Origin of the sequence: Aliiglaciecola lipolytica E3 (genome assembly GCF_000314975.1) — a bacterium.
In the GTDB taxonomy this organism is placed as follows: Bacteria; Pseudomonadota; Gammaproteobacteria; order Enterobacterales; family Alteromonadaceae; genus Aliiglaciecola; species Aliiglaciecola lipolytica.
This window is the reverse complement of record NZ_BAEN01000041.1, coordinates 163,858-177,598: the sequence shown is the minus strand read 5'-3', so window position 1 is coordinate 177,598 and position 13,741 is coordinate 163,858. Positions and strand designations below refer to the sequence as shown.

Below are 13,741 nucleotides of genomic sequence, written 5' to 3'. Positions count from 1 at the left end.
AATGGGTGGATTAAGTTTGTTGGCAGCTAAACGTTACTATTCCCTAAAAGCAATTTTAGATCATTTGTTTACGTAAATAACGAGTTGCGCTTTAATAGCGCTTTACTTTTATTGGACTAAAACAAAAAAGCAGAGAGTCAAAAATGCAAAAAAGCTTTAAACTGCTCATTATTTCTACTGTTACTTCAGGTTTACTTGCCTGTTCAGGCATTCAAACCTCAGAATCACCCGCTATTTCAAATCAGGTTAATACTAACTCGGTTGCAACACCAGTTTATCAAACAATAAAACAAGCAGATGTATCAGTGAATACGTCTGAACATGCGTTAACACTTGAACAAATTATGGCTGATCCTGACTGGATTGGTAGGCCGCCTCAAGCTCCGTATTGGGCAATGGATGGAAAATCCTTCTTTTATTCACAAAAGAGACAAGGATCTTTTGTTAATGATCTTTTTCAGCAAACATTGAACAGTGATTCAGCCAAACAAGTCGCAATAGAAAATTATCACCAAGTTGCTTATAAAAACAAAGTTTTTAATCAACAAAGAAATATGTCAGCGTGGATTTTTAAACAAAATATATTCTTAAAAAATTTGCAAACAGGTGACATAAAACAACTCACTCGTGACTCGCAATCGGTCAGTCATCTACAGTTTTTAAAAGACGGTCGGCTAAGTTACCGTACTTACAATGCAATATATGCGATAAACACTGCTTCTGGCATGACTGAGCAACTTGTAAAATGGCAGTTTGGAGATGCGCCGAAAGCGAATGAAGAGTCTAAAGACTATATTGCACAACAGCAGTTAAATCTTATCAGTGTATTGCGTGAAAGACGTCAGCGTAATCAAGACAGATTTGATCAAAATGCGGAGGTGGACCAAAAAAATCCTACTACTGCACCACAACCAATCTATTTACCTGCTAAACATAAAACAGTGGATGCCAGCCTTTCTCCAAATGGTCGGTATTTAATTTTAGCTATTGAGAAAGATACGCCTAGCCGTGACGATAGCGATATTATGCCTAATTATGTGGTTGATAATGGACGCATTGAAGCGGAAAAAGTTCGCCGCCGCGTTGCTGACGCTAAACCAGAAAGTCAAACATTGTGGCTCATTGACTTACAACAAAATTCACAACACGAACTGTCTTATAAAACCTTACCTGGTTACAACGAAGATGTTTTAGCAAAGGTCAAAACAGAAAATGCTCAGGCGAAAGGTAAAACATATCAAAGTAACCGACTCCCCAGAGACATAGGTTTGCTTGTTGATTGGGGCTGGAGTCAAAGTGCGATTAGTTGGCAAGCTGACGGCGAACATGTGGCTATTATGTTGGAAGCGTGGGATAACAAAGATCGTTGGCTAACCACTGTCGATCTGGACAAACATACCTTAGTGACTCAAGAGCGACTCCATGATGATGCATGGGTAAACTATAATTTTAATAGCTTTGGTTGGTTAAACAACACGGCAAAATTGTATTACTTATCTGAAAAGAGTGGTTACTCTCATTTATATTTAAAAAGTTTAGATGGGCAAGCGCAGCAACTCACTCGTGGTCAGTTCGAAGTAGATGATTTAACATTAACTGCTGACGATCAATATATTTACTACCAAGCAAATGAAAAACATCCAGGTATTTATGAAATATATAGAGTTGATTTAAGCAGCGGTGACATTGATGCTTTGACCGATCTAAATGGTGTTACAGATTACGTATTAAACGACGCACAAAACACCTTACTGTTAACACACTCTAAACTTACCTCACCTCCAGAGTTGTATATTAAGCCAGCTGGTGCTTCAGAAGTAGCCAAACAAGTTACTTACACTACCAGTGACGAATTTAAAAAAATCAATTGGGTTGCTCCGGAAATCGTACCTGTTAAGTCATCCCACACAGAGCAGCCTATATTTTCTCGCTTATATATGCCGCAGAACGATAGCGGCAATGTAAAAAGACGTGCCGTCATTTTTAATCATGGGGCAGGTTATTTGCAAAACTCGCACCTAGGTTGGTCTGGTTATTTTCGTGAGTTTATGTTTCATAACCTCTTAACCCAAAAAGGTTATGTGGTTTTGGATATGGATTATCGCGCGTCTGCCGGTTATGGAAGAGATTGGCGTACTGCTATTTATCGACATATGGGGAAACCTGAAATTGAAGATTTAGTCGATGGGGTAGACTGGCTGGTTGATAACGTTAATGTGGACCGCGAGAGAATCGGTACTTACGGAGGCTCTTACGGAGGTTTTATGACGTTTATGGCGTTATTTACCCATCCTGATTTATTCCAAGCAGGTGCGGCCTTACGTCCGGTTTCGGATTGGGCCCATTATAATCACGGATATACCTCAAATATTCTTAATACTCCAGATGTAGATCCCATAGCCTATGAGCGTAGCTCTCCAATTTATTTTGCAGAAGGGCTAACAAAACCTTTGCTAATTAATGCCCCTATGGTCGATTCAAATGTATTTTTTGTTGATACTGTTCGATTAGTGCAACGGCTAATTGAGCTAGAAAAAGAAGATTTTGAAACGGCGATTTATCCGGTTGAGTCGCATGGCTTTATAGAGCCAAGCTCTTGGCTCGACGAATATCGTCGCATATTTAAATTATTTGAAGAAAATCTCTAAATTTTAAAAACATCGCATTCGCCTTATCCCTGCTTTAGGCGAATGCGCATTAAGACTAAACTTAAACCTCCCAACGCTCCGTACAGATGAGCATCAACAGCAACATTGGCTGCAATTAAGTCACTTATCATTTGATCCGCCCCGAATAGTTGTTCATATCCAATTTTGACCCAAATACCAACAAACAATAGCCATCCAAATTTAATTTTATGTTGAATATCTTTGCAAGCACCGTATACAAACAAACCATGCAAAACGCCAGACAACCCAGCATACCAAGATAGGGTAGGCGAAAAAATATAGATCCCAAAAGTGACCCAAAAACTTAACACTAAGCTATTGAAAAGATAGTTAGAAATTTTGTAATACTCGCCATGCACAACCCAAAGTAACAATACACCAGCTAAATTCAATAATAAGTGATTTGTATTGGTATGAACGAAGTTAGCCGTTATGAATTGCCACCAATGCGTTCTTGGCAATTCACTTCGCACTAAAGCTAGATATTCAGACGATAAGGGCTCAATAATCCACAACACTATACAAATCACAGCAATACATATTGGTCCTACAAATTGCTGATTTTTAATCGGAAACTTTAACAATTTAGCTACATCATTTTAAATTAAACTGCTCTCACCATAGCTAAAACTAACAATTGGCACAAGAATTCTGTGAGAACCACATTTTGTGTTGCATACCACTTAGCGGCTCGCTATCTTGAAATCATTACGAAGTGAGAAATAGAGAAAAACAGTGAAATCGACATTCATAATGGTCTGCTTTTTTTTAGTTGTTTGCTTAAACCAAGTAAACGCTAAGCAAACAATTAGAGAAGATAGAGAGCCAGAAGCCGCAACCGGCGTTAATCAAAAACAAGCCCGAGTTGCTAAAGATTATATGGTTGTAGCCGCAAACCCATATGCTTCATGGGCGGGTAAAAATATCATTAACAATGGCGGTAGTGCTATTGATGCCGCGATAGCAGTACAGGCGATGCTAACCTTAGTTGAACCTCAATCATCTGGGATTGGCGGCGGTAACTTTATTTTATATTGGGATAATAAAGCCAAAAAACTGCATACATTTGATGGAAGAGAAACGGCACCGTCTTCAGCTAATGCATACTTGTTTATGCAAGACGGAAAGCCTCTTAAGTGGCGTGATGCAGTTGTTGGAGGGCGGTCTGTTGGTGTACCAGGTGCACTAAAAGCGCTTGAGCTTGCCCATCAGCAATTTGGAAAGTTACCTTGGAATACTTTATTTACTGATGCGATTCAAACCGCAGAAGAAGGATTTACGGTATCTCCTAGATTAGAAAAGCTGCTTGCCATGCGGTTTCACCCAGGCTTGGAAGAATTTTTAACGCCAAAAACATATTTTTACCCCAATGGACAAGTGCTTAAGCAAGGCACTAATAAGACCAACATTAAGCTATCTAGGGTCTTTAAACAGATCGCTGAACATGGTGCTGATTATTTATATAAAGGTGACTTGAGTGAAAAGATTGTTAACACGGTACAGTTTTCAACAATTAATCCGGGCACACTAACAAAAACGGATTTAGCAAATTATCAATCGAAGGAGCGTGACCCTATTTGTGGTATGTATCGTAGCTACAGAATTTGTGGCATGGCACCTCCGAGTTCCGGTGGGATTAGTGTTTTACAAATTCTTAAAATGCTCGAAGGTTTCGACATTAGTAAGATGGACGCAGATTCGTTAGAGTTTACTCACTTGTTTACGCAAGCGTCAAAATTAGCCTACGCCGACCGAGACAAGTACATTGCAGACAGTGATTTCGTACAATTGCCTTTTGCAGCGTTAATCAATCAAACTTATCTTTCGGACCGAGCTGATTTGATTAAGCACAATAAAGATATGGGCTTAGCTCGTGCTGGAGAACCCTATATAAATGCCTCATTACTTGGGACTGATACTTCTTTTGAATTGCCTAACACCAGCCATGTATCAATTGTTGATAAAGAAGGTAACGCATTATCAATGACCACGAGTATAGAGTTTGCTTTTGGCTCGGGATTAATGGTCGAAGGCTTTCTGCTAAATAATCAATTAACTGATTTTTCATTACACCCCAGCCCAAATCGACGACCAGCATTAAATCGTGTTGAACCAAATAAGCGCCCACGTAGTGCCATGAGTCCGACTATGGTGTTTGACCAAGAAGGACAGTTGCTATTGGTTGTCGGTTCTCCGGGAGGTAGTCGGATTGTCAGTTACGTTGCGCAAACCATTGTTGGTGTTCTTGATTGGGGAATGGATATTCAACAAGCTATTAATTTACCCAAAATAACCAATCGAAACGACTATACAGCACTTGAGAAAGGAACATCTATTGAAAAGTGGGAAGCTAAACTGACGGAAATGGGGCATACCGTTAAAATAATTGATTTAAACAGTGGATTACACGGTATTCAATTTAAAAATGGGAAAATTATAGGTGGAGCAGATCCAAGAAGGGAAGGGGTCGCAGTAGGCGATTAATTTATCTAAAAGCCTTATTAGTTAGTTGTAGGCAAAATTAACAATGAACTTTTATGAGAATTTTAGCTCTACTTACACTCAATAAAAAGGAATGTTTATGTTTTTGAAATATAAAGTGTTTAGTGTGTTTTTTGTGGTGTTTAGCGTAGCTGGATGTATGAGTATGCCCATATCCACTATGTATAAAATGTCACAATTTTCGCCTTTTGATATGGAACCGAAAGAAGTCAGAGTGGCTGTACGTACAGATGAACAAATTCAGGTTAGAAATGGAGCTGTCAAAATTTCTATGAGCTACCGCTCCGATGGAACTAATACGCTACCTGCTATCCATGAAGAGCATAATTTTAATGTTCAAGTACAGCAAGCGGAAGATGCCGATTTGGTTGAAATTCTGCTAGATGATATTGAAGAAAATGAACGCGTTACCATTCTTAAGTTATCAGAAGGTGATGCGCAAAATATGAAAAATTTACTTCAGTTGGCGAAACAATATAAAGCCGTTGAAGCCAAAGGAACGGGCGAATTTGCAATAACCACTAACAATGATTGTTTTGAAAATATTAATAAGTTTGAGTCACTTGACGTTGATGTGTTTTTTAAAACAAGTGATCAAGAAGGATATATGTTATTCCTCGAAGATGTCGATATTATTGAACAAGCAAAAGATAATGATATCGATCTTAAGCAAACAAATAAGTGCGAATTTAATTAACTGGTAGTCGAATTTTATTCGGACTGGTTTTACCTTATTAGAGGAAAAATAGTATGTTTACAGTAAACGAGTATTTTGACGGTAATGTTACCTCAATGGCTTTTCAAACCGAGACGCTGCCTGCAACAGTTGGCGTGATGGCGCCGGGAGAATATGAATTTGGTACTAGCCAATTCGAAACGATGACAGTGGTTAACGGAGCTTTGACTGTATTGTTACCTGATCAGACAGAGTGGCAAACGTTTAAAACAGGTGAAGTGTTCACAGTAGAAGCAAACGTTAAATTTCAGGTAAAGGTGTCTGTTGATACTGCATATCTTTGTACATACGGGTAAATATCAACAAAGTTAAGTGGCTATGAAATCTACCGTAAAAAAGCTAGACGATAATACTGTAAAAGCACTCACGAAAGTGTGTGAACAAGCTAAATCGACAATTAGTGGTTTCGACTGGCTGACTCATCGTGCTGATTTCAGTAACTTTCCGAATAGTTTGGTGATTACGTGTGTTTTTTTGAACGAGCAGCAAATTGTTGATGCTAAAGCAAATCAGCACGACGCCTATCTACGTAAACTCATACAAAGCCAGTTACTTAAAGTGGGCATAGTGTTGAAGGATGTTAGGCGAAACGTATTTTTTGATAGTGAGGAAGCGTGTCAAATAGGTCATCAGGGAGATTGGGCTCGTCGTCTGTCGAGCTTTCACTAGAAAACTTGTTTACTCAATGATAGTGAGTTTCTCTGGATCAGTGGCAAACGAAAAAGCATCGTGTATATCTCTTATAATGGTTCTGCCTGTGGAAAGAGTTGGGAGTTGATCTAAAGCGAAAAACTCTGCACCACAGGTTTCCATTCCGGGCTTTTGTTCAATCGGCTCTATTGCTTCACATAAAAATATTAATTTGTAAAACTCTCGAATATCCGGATCATAGTCACCTGATGCTTTATGTCGCAATGACACCATGCGCGCACAGCTGACTAGGACATTCGCTTCTTCTTCGATTTCTTTTTTTAAATTTTGTACCGCAGAGAGGCCAACGTCTGCATAGCCGCCCGGCAGCGTCCATTTATGGTCACTTTTTTCTTGTACCAAAAGTATTTTATTATCTTTGAAAACGGCTCCTCGCACTTCTATTTGAGGTGTCACGTAACGTCGATGATAGGGAGTAACTAGGGCAGATATCTGTTCAATTGGAACCGATGCTAAATCACTCATCATTTGTTGTGCAATGTGAGATATTTCTTCAAACCTTTCACGATCAAATTCTTCGGGTGAAAATGCCAGTCCTGACTCAGCGATGGCGTGAAGACGTTTTATGTGATTGAGCCAGATTGCAGAAACAGCTTCGGTCATTTGTCTCGAATCTTTCGTTATAAATATTTGTCAGGCTGAATTCTATCCACTAACCATTCGCCATCCACACGTAACATTTCGATTACGCGTATATCTTCAACGCGTTCATCATGTAACGTACCGGTAAAAAATAAGGTGACAACAGCGGATTCAGCATATTCATTACGACCTACACTATTGCCAGTGTCAGGTTGGATTTCTACTTCATCGTACATGAGGTTAAACACGTGTCTTTGCACATTACGGTTCGTACGATAAGATTTTAGCAGCTTAGCCATTCGCTCTGAGCTCATAGCGATAGCTTTATTAAGATTGTTATCATTATAAACATGTTCGAAAAATGCGACTGCAGCATAATCAGGCGTATTTGTATCCATCATGCCATACTTACCAGCCCCTTTTTTACTCTCTGTATCACAAGCTTGCAAAATTAAGGCGAGGAAAAACAACTGTATTAAGCGTAGATATGGATTTTTATTCATGATCGGTAAACAGGTTTATTGAACACCGACATAGTCTGCGTTTTCTGATATGAAAAGTAAAGAGCAGGCTAAAAAGCCTGCTCTATAAACACACTAAATTGAAGTGAGGCTTATTGAATTTCCTCAAGGTCGGTGAATTCACCGGCAAACATTGCACTACTGAGGTAACGCTCCGTTGAACTTGGGAAAATAACCACAATCATTTTGTCCGCATTTTCTGGCTTTTCAGCTAATCGTTTTGCAGCGACCATTGCAGCACCAGTAGAAATGCCCGCTAGGATGCCTTCTTCTTTTAGGAGGCGATGCGCCATTTCAATTGCTTCATCATTACCCACTTGTTCCACTTCATCGACCATATCAAGATCAAGGTTACCTGGAATAAAACCGGCACCAATACCTTGAATTTTATGTGGACCAGGGGTTAACTCTTCACCCGCTTTGGCTTGCGTAATAACCGGAGAATCAGTAGGTTCAACCGCAACTGTTAATACGTTTTTGCCTTTGGTATTTTTAAGATAACGGCTCACACCTGTGATTGTTCCGCCTGTACCTACACCGGCTACAAAGATATCAATTTTCCCGTCTGTATCTTTCCAGATTTCTGGACCTGTGGTTTTCTCATGAATTTCTGGGTTCGCCGGATTATCGAATTGTTGTAATAAAATGTACTTTCCGGGATCCGAAGCGACTATTTCTTGTGCTTTAGCGACTGCACCCTTCATACCTTTAGGGGCTTCGGTTAATACGACATTCGCTCCCAATGCTTTGAGTAGCTTACGACGCTCTAAGCTCATGCTGCTAGGCATAGTAAGGGTTAATTTATAGCCTCTTGAGGCAGCAACGAATGCCAAAGCGATGCCTGTATTGCCGCTAGTAGGTTCAACCAATTCTTTATCTTTGGTTAAAACGCCGCGTTTTTCAGCATCCCAAATCATGTTTGCGCCAATACGACACTTAACACTAAAACTGGGGTTTCGAGATTCCATTTTAGCAAACACATTACCGCTAGAAACAACGCGATTTAATTTAACTAAAGGGGTATTACCAATAGCGAGAGAATTATCATCATAAACTTGCATACTATATCCTTGCATAGGTTCGGGTAACTTTGAGTGATACTCTTTGATGTATATTTGTTATTTGATTAAGCATATTAGGCTGTTAATGTTGCGTTTAACAAGTACTTGTTGCAAACCAATATGCTAATTTTAATAAATATTCTTAACTGTATTATGATTGTGCTCAATGATTCGTTTTCAAAGTGCTTTTAGCTATATCTTATTTACATTTTTTTATAAAGGGGTAATACATGGCATTTAGTGGTACTGGAAATTATATTGCCAGCAAAGAACTTCAATTGGCAGTGAATGCCGCTATTACGTTACAAAGACCATTGTTGATAAAAGGTGAGCCAGGAACCGGAAAAACGATGCTTGCTGAAGAGCTGGCTAGTAGTTTAGGGACTGAACTTATTCAATGGCATATAAAATCTACGACCAAAGCTCAACAAGGCTTATATGAATATGATGCGGTTTCGCGCTTGCGCGATTCACAATTGGGTGATGAAAAAGTAAAAGACATCAGCAATTACATAATTAAAGGAAAACTTTGGCAGGCATTTGACGCGGAAAAGCCACCGGTATTACTTATTGATGAAATAGATAAAGCCGATATCGAGTTCCCCAACGATTTGTTGTTAGAATTAGACAAAATGGAATTCTTTGTTTATGAAACGAAGCAAACCATAAAAGCTACAAAGCGACCTATAGTCATTATTACCTCCAATAATGAAAAAGAATTACCGGACGCATTTCTACGTCGATGTTTTTTTCACTACATCCAATTTCCTGATCAACAGCAAATGCAAGACATTGTAAATGTACATTTCCCAAATTTAAAAAAAGACTTATTAGCCCAAGCGCTTGAATCCTTTTTCGATTTAAGAGAGGTCCCAGGTTTAAAGAAAAAGCCATCGACTAGTGAGTTGATTGATTGGTTAAAGTTATTGGTCGCTGAAGATATCTCTCCGGAAGTGTTACGAAACAAAGATGGTAAAACCAGTATTCCTCCGCTTTACGGTGCGTTAATTAAAAATGAACAGGATATTCATTTGTTTGAAAAACTGGTTTTTATGGCTAGACGCTAATGTTAGTTGATTTCTTTTTCAAATTAAGAGAATACAAAGTTCCTGCTACATTAAGAGAGTTACTTGATCTGTTAAGTGCTTTAGAACAGCAGGTTATTTTTGCTGATACAGAAGATTTTTATTTTTTATCTCGTTTATGTTTGGTTAAAGATGAAAGTTATTTTGATAAATTTGATCGTGCGTTTGCTGACTATTTTGAAGGTGTGCAATCCATAGATTTATTCGGTAAAGATATCCCGGAAGAATGGTTAAAAAAACAGTTGGAACGTCATTTTACTGATGCTGAGAAAGCTGAAGTTGAGGCGATGGGCGGGTTAGATAAACTAATGGAAACCCTTAAAAAACGCCTAGAAGAACAACAAAAACGTCATCAAGGAGGCAACAAATGGGTGGGAACAGGAGGAACTTCTCCATTTGGTGCGCATGGTTACAATCCAGAAGGTATTCGTATTGGTCAGCAGGGGAATGGACAGTTTTCCGCGGTTAAAGTTTGGGATAAACGCGAATTCAAAAATTTGGCAAGTGATGTAGAACTTGGTACCCGCAATATTAAAATCGCATTACGCAAACTACGTCAATTTGCTCGCACAGGTGCTAGTGAAGAATTAGATCTCCCTACAACCATAGGCAAAACGGCGAAAAATGCTGGTTGGTTAGATATTCATATGGTTCCTGAACGACACAACGCCATTAAAGTGCTGATGTTTTTTGATGTGGGCGGTTCAATGGATGCTCATATCAAATCTTGTGAAGAATTATTCTCCGCGGTGCATACTGAGTTTAAACACCTCGAATATTTTTACTTTCACAATTGCGTATACGAAGGAGTTTGGAAAGACAATCAGCGCAGAAACAGCCAAGTTATTTCTATATTCGATATTATTCATAAGTATGGTAATGACTATAAATTAATATTTGTTGGTGATGCGACCATGGGGCCTTACGAGATTACTTATCCAGGTGGCAGTGTTGAACATTGGAATGAGGAACCCGGTTCTACTTGGTTAAAACGCCTGACCGATCACTTTCCCCACGCAATTTGGTTAAACCCGCAAATGGAAAGATATTGGAATTACTATGCATCTATTCAAATTTTAAAAGACTTAATGCAAGATAAGATGTATGCATTAACCATCGAAGGGCTGACCGAAGGTATTAAGGCGCTCACCAAAAGGTAAATAAATGGACGATAAGGGAACACCGCAGGCGCAATCAACTGCTAATCAGCAGTCACACACAAGCATTCATCAACAACGTCAAGAAACCCGAGATGTCATTACGCCATATGCGTTTGAAGTGTCACCGGATTTGTTTGGCACACCACTGGCTAGTCCCATTCGTCGCGCATTGGCGCTATCTATCGATTTAATCTTGGTGGCAATACTTTCAGGTGTTACAGGTAATGCACTGGCAATTTTTATTGCGATTTTGTTATGGGTTACCAGTCGCCGATTAAAACGTGAAAAACGCCTTCCGTCGGTCATATATTTAGTGCGAATTATTGCTGGCGTTTTAATTGTGGGTGGGTTTTTCGGATTATTTCGAAATGACACGCCAATTTGGATGGCTCAACAAAATGAACAAAGTGTCAGTGCGGGAGATGCAGTAGATGTGGTGGTGTTTACTGGAACTTACGCAGCGTTAATTAGTGTAATAGATAAACAAATTGAAAAAGGTGATTGTGCAGATAAGGAAGCGTGTTGGTCTGAGATTGGAAATGATTTTGTAGAAGACCTTGTGGAGTTACCTTTATCAAAAGATGAAAAGTTGGAAATGTTAGAAGAGTTTTTAAAGCAAAGTTTTGTTGAACTTGGTGACCAGGAACATACGCTGCTTAAAGAATCTTTATTAACAAAATTCGCCACCATGCAGAAAGAATTCGATATTCAGGCTGCAGAACAAGAGCAAGAAATACAATCCACACCTAAACAAAAATCGTTTCATGATTATAGTATTGTGAAGTTTTTTAAAGGTATTGCGGCAGATTTGGGGTTAGGGTTTGGTTGGGCAGCCGTGTATTTCACCGGCACTATGGTGTTACTACATGGACAAACAATTGGCAAAAAAATAGTTCGCATAAAAGTGATTAAACTCGATGGTAGTAGTTTAAATGTGTGGGAATCGTTTGGCCGTTATGGTGGTTATGGAGCTGGATTGGCTACTGGATTATTGGGGTTTATTCAAATTTATTGGGATCCTAATCGGCAAGCAATTCAAGATAAAATCGCTGAAACCTTAGTAATAAGATTAAAAACAAAAATATAAGCGAAGTTAAATGGCAAATACGTTGTCCGCTATTTTAAGTAAATGGTTTGAAAAAAAAGATACCTGTCAGTGGGTGTTGGCAACGATTTTTGAAACCCAAGGTTCTTCATATCGTAAGCCTGGTGCTCACATGTTAATTAATGATTTAGGGGAGTATCACGGATTATTAAGCGGTGGGTGTTTAGAGTCAGACATTATGCTGCAATCTCGCAAATGTTGGGATAATGGCCAAGGTCGTATTGTTGAATACGATATGACAGAAGAAGAAGATTTGGCGTGGAAGTTAGGTATAGGTTGTGGAGGTCTAGTTAAAATTCTCTTGCAACCCATCTCAGCTCAAAATGATTATTTAAATTTAGATAAGGTTTACAGCCGCATCAATCATAATGGCCATTGTCGATATGCTCAGGCAATTTCGAGTGGGATACCTCAAGTTGAGTTTGACGATCTATCTCGTGACGTTACGAAAAAAACACATTTGGTCGATAGAAGCGGACAACTTTATTTAGAGCAAATACTCTGTCCTCCGGTTAATTTATGTGTGTTTGGAGCAGGGGTTGATGCTCGGCCAGTGGTTAATTTTGCAGTTAACTTGGGTTGGCGAGTTACCTTGGTTGATCCTCGAACTAGTCATGGTCGACGACAATATTTTGATGGCGTGCAACAAATTATCAAACAACCGATGAAAAGCTTAGTAGAAAATGCGCATGAATTAACTTGGCTAAAGGAAACAGATGCCATCATCATTATGAGTCATAACCTCAGTATTGATGCACAGGCTGTATTATTATCGGCTAAAAGCAAGGCTAAATATGTTGGCATGTTAGGACCAATACATCGCACCCAAAGGGTATTCGTTCTGGTTGATTTGGATAGGCGTGATTATCCCATTCCGTTTGCCAACCCGATAGGACTGCGCTTAGGTGGCGAATTGCCTGAATCTATTGCGTTATCTATGGTATCGGAAGTTCATTGCTTTTTAGAGCAACAAGACGGCAATTCGATCAGTGGTATTTTATGAATATTACTTCGTTACTGTTAGCCGCAGGTGAAGGGCGTCGTTTTGGTGACGTTAAGCAATTGGCCGATATTGACGGGATGCCAATGTTAAATTATGTGATTAAGCAACATCAATTAGCAGGTATTGAAGACATTATTGTGGTACTAGGTGCTAATGCAAACAAAATAGTTGAGCAGATTGATACGTCCGTTCAAGTAGTCATTGCGAACAACTGGCGACTGGGTATGGGGGAAAGTATTCGAGTTGGTGTCGAAGCGATAAATAGCCGTGAAAAAACAGAAACTAAGCATGTTCTTCTAAGTCTAGCTGATCAAATTGAAGTGAAATCTCCACAAATAGCTAAACTATGTAGTCAGGCAGCACATGCCCCGTCAGCAATTGTGGCTGCAGAATATGCCAATAATATTGGCGTACCTGTTTGTTTTCCAACCTCGATGTTTCCCGATTTACTTAATTTAGATAGCAAGTCTGGTGCGAAGCCTGTCATTCAGGCAAACAAAGGTAAGGTGATTAGAGTTGCAATTCCCGAAGCGCAGTTTGATATAGACACGACGGAAGATTTGCGACGCTGGCAAAGTAAACTCCAAACTAATTCAGGAGAATAAT

At 39.2% G+C, this 13,741-nt stretch carries 14 protein-coding genes; 10 read left to right on the top strand and 4 right to left on the bottom strand.

All coding sequences use genetic code 11. The features are described from left to right. The first annotated feature begins 143 nt into the window (after positions 1 to 143). Positions 144 to 2,648: a S9 family peptidase gene (locus GLIP_RS10920; RefSeq protein WP_008844692.1), complete on the top strand. Its 2,505-nt coding sequence runs from the start codon at positions 144 to 146 to the stop codon at positions 2,646 to 2,648. A 23-nt stretch (positions 2,649 to 2,671) separates the two neighbouring features. On the opposite strand, the gene rrtA is transcribed toward GLIP_RS10920, so the two are convergent. Beyond that, on the bottom strand, positions 2,672 to 3,253 hold the full coding sequence (gene rrtA / locus GLIP_RS10915; RefSeq protein ID WP_008844691.1) for a rhombosortase: 582 nt from the start codon (positions 3,251 to 3,253) through the stop codon (positions 2,672 to 2,674). A gap of 169 nt (positions 3,254 to 3,422) precedes the next feature. Here rrtA and ggt point away from each other — a divergent pair, with 169 nt between their 5' ends. The 4 genes from ggt (at position 3,423) to GLIP_RS10895 (ending at position 6,576) form a co-directional block, all read left to right on the top strand. After that, positions 3,423 to 5,153: a gamma-glutamyltransferase gene (ggt, locus tag GLIP_RS10910; protein ID WP_008844690.1), complete on the top strand. Its 1,731-nt coding sequence runs from the start codon at positions 3,423 to 3,425 to the stop codon at positions 5,151 to 5,153. 97 nt (positions 5,154 to 5,250) lie between these two features. Next, positions 5,251 to 5,868 carry a hypothetical protein gene (locus GLIP_RS10905; RefSeq protein WP_008844689.1) on the top strand — a complete coding sequence of 206 codons (618 nt, stop codon included), beginning with the start codon at positions 5,251 to 5,253 and terminating at the stop codon, positions 5,866 to 5,868. A gap of 53 nt (positions 5,869 to 5,921) precedes the next feature. Continuing rightward, on the top strand, positions 5,922 to 6,203 hold the full coding sequence (gene ppnP, locus GLIP_RS10900) for a pyrimidine/purine nucleoside phosphorylase (protein ID WP_008844688.1): 282 nt from the start codon (positions 5,922 to 5,924) through the stop codon (positions 6,201 to 6,203). Between the two features lie 22 nt (positions 6,204 to 6,225). Beyond that, positions 6,226 to 6,576, top strand: coding sequence for a hypothetical protein (locus GLIP_RS10895; RefSeq protein WP_008844687.1), 351 nt, complete (start codon positions 6,226 to 6,228; stop codon positions 6,574 to 6,576). Between the two features lie 9 nt (positions 6,577 to 6,585). Here the strand turns inward: GLIP_RS10895 and GLIP_RS10890 are convergent, their stop codons facing one another. The 3 genes from GLIP_RS10890 to cysK form a co-directional block, all read right to left on the bottom strand. Beyond that, the gene (locus tag GLIP_RS10890; RefSeq protein ID WP_008844686.1) at positions 6,586 to 7,221 is read right to left on the bottom strand and encodes an NUDIX hydrolase; all 636 of its coding nucleotides are present in this window, start codon (positions 7,219 to 7,221) and stop codon (positions 6,586 to 6,588) included. A 17-nt stretch (positions 7,222 to 7,238) separates the two neighbouring features. Beyond that, positions 7,239 to 7,703: a hypothetical protein gene (locus tag GLIP_RS10885; protein ID WP_008844685.1), complete on the bottom strand. Its 465-nt coding sequence runs from the start codon at positions 7,701 to 7,703 to the stop codon at positions 7,239 to 7,241. Between the two features lie 110 nt (positions 7,704 to 7,813). Next, complete coding sequence (gene cysK / locus GLIP_RS10880; protein ID WP_008844684.1) at positions 7,814 to 8,782, bottom strand: cysteine synthase A; 969 nt, start codon at positions 8,780 to 8,782, stop codon at positions 7,814 to 7,816. A 230-nt stretch (positions 8,783 to 9,012) separates the two neighbouring features. On the opposite strand from cysK, the gene GLIP_RS10875 reads away from it, so the two are divergent. Genes GLIP_RS10875 through GLIP_RS10855 form a run of 5 tightly spaced genes read left to right on the top strand, consistent with a single transcriptional unit; the run spans position 9,013 to position 13,740 of the window. After that, the gene (locus GLIP_RS10875) at positions 9,013 to 9,849 is read left to right on the top strand and encodes an AAA family ATPase (protein WP_008844683.1); all 837 of its coding nucleotides are present in this window, start codon (positions 9,013 to 9,015) and stop codon (positions 9,847 to 9,849) included. After that, on the top strand, positions 9,849 to 11,027 hold the full coding sequence (locus GLIP_RS10870) for a vWA domain-containing protein (protein WP_008844682.1): 1,179 nt from the start codon (positions 9,849 to 9,851) through the stop codon (positions 11,025 to 11,027). Before GLIP_RS10875 ends, GLIP_RS10870 begins: the two co-directional genes overlap by 1 nt. 4 nt (positions 11,028 to 11,031) lie before the next feature. After that, entirely contained in the window at positions 11,032 to 12,114 is a 1,083-nt protein-coding gene (locus GLIP_RS22325) for an RDD family protein (RefSeq protein WP_008844681.1), read from the top strand. 10 nt (positions 12,115 to 12,124) lie between these two features. Then, entirely contained in the window at positions 12,125 to 13,135 is a 1,011-nt protein-coding gene (locus GLIP_RS10860; protein ID WP_008844680.1) for an XdhC family protein, read from the top strand. After that, a complete protein-coding gene (locus GLIP_RS10855; RefSeq protein ID WP_008844679.1) occupies positions 13,132 to 13,740 on the top strand; it encodes a nucleotidyltransferase family protein in 609 nt (202 codons plus the stop codon). The genes GLIP_RS10860 and GLIP_RS10855 overlap by 4 nt, the downstream gene beginning before the upstream one ends. Position 13,741: the final 1 nt, after the last annotated feature.

What these genes read in the sequence shown, in the direction of transcription:
- GLIP_RS10905 (WP_008844689.1), top strand. Translation starts at nt 5,251, where the DNA reads ATGTTTTTGAAATATAAAGTGTTTAGTGTGTTTTTTGTGGTGTTTAGC.
- GLIP_RS10895 (WP_008844687.1), top strand. Translation starts at nt 6,226, where the DNA reads ATGAAATCTACCGTAAAAAAGCTAGACGATAATACTGTAAAAGCACTC.
- GLIP_RS10860 (WP_008844680.1), top strand. Translation starts at nt 12,125, where the DNA reads ATGGCAAATACGTTGTCCGCTATTTTAAGTAAATGGTTTGAAAAAAAA.
- GLIP_RS10875 (WP_008844683.1), top strand. Translation starts at nt 9,013, where the DNA reads ATGGCATTTAGTGGTACTGGAAATTATATTGCCAGCAAAGAACTTCAA.
- GLIP_RS10885 (WP_008844685.1), bottom strand. Translation starts at nt 7,703, where the DNA reads ATGAATAAAAATCCATATCTACGCTTAATACAGTTGTTTTTCCTCGCC.
- ggt (WP_008844690.1), top strand. Translation starts at nt 3,423, where the DNA reads ATGGTCTGCTTTTTTTTAGTTGTTTGCTTAAACCAAGTAAACGCTAAG.
- cysK (WP_008844684.1), bottom strand. Translation starts at nt 8,782, where the DNA reads ATGCAAGTTTATGATGATAATTCTCTCGCTATTGGTAATACCCCTTTA.
- GLIP_RS10855 (WP_008844679.1), top strand. Translation starts at nt 13,132, where the DNA reads ATGAATATTACTTCGTTACTGTTAGCCGCAGGTGAAGGGCGTCGTTTT.
- GLIP_RS10890 (WP_008844686.1), bottom strand. Translation starts at nt 7,221, where the DNA reads ATGACCGAAGCTGTTTCTGCAATCTGGCTCAATCACATAAAACGTCTT.
- GLIP_RS10920 (WP_008844692.1), top strand. Translation starts at nt 144, where the DNA reads ATGCAAAAAAGCTTTAAACTGCTCATTATTTCTACTGTTACTTCAGGT.
- GLIP_RS10870 (WP_008844682.1), top strand. Translation starts at nt 9,849, where the DNA reads ATGTTAGTTGATTTCTTTTTCAAATTAAGAGAATACAAAGTTCCTGCT.
- ppnP (WP_008844688.1), top strand. Translation starts at nt 5,922, where the DNA reads ATGTTTACAGTAAACGAGTATTTTGACGGTAATGTTACCTCAATGGCT.
- GLIP_RS22325 (WP_008844681.1), top strand. Translation starts at nt 11,032, where the DNA reads ATGGACGATAAGGGAACACCGCAGGCGCAATCAACTGCTAATCAGCAG.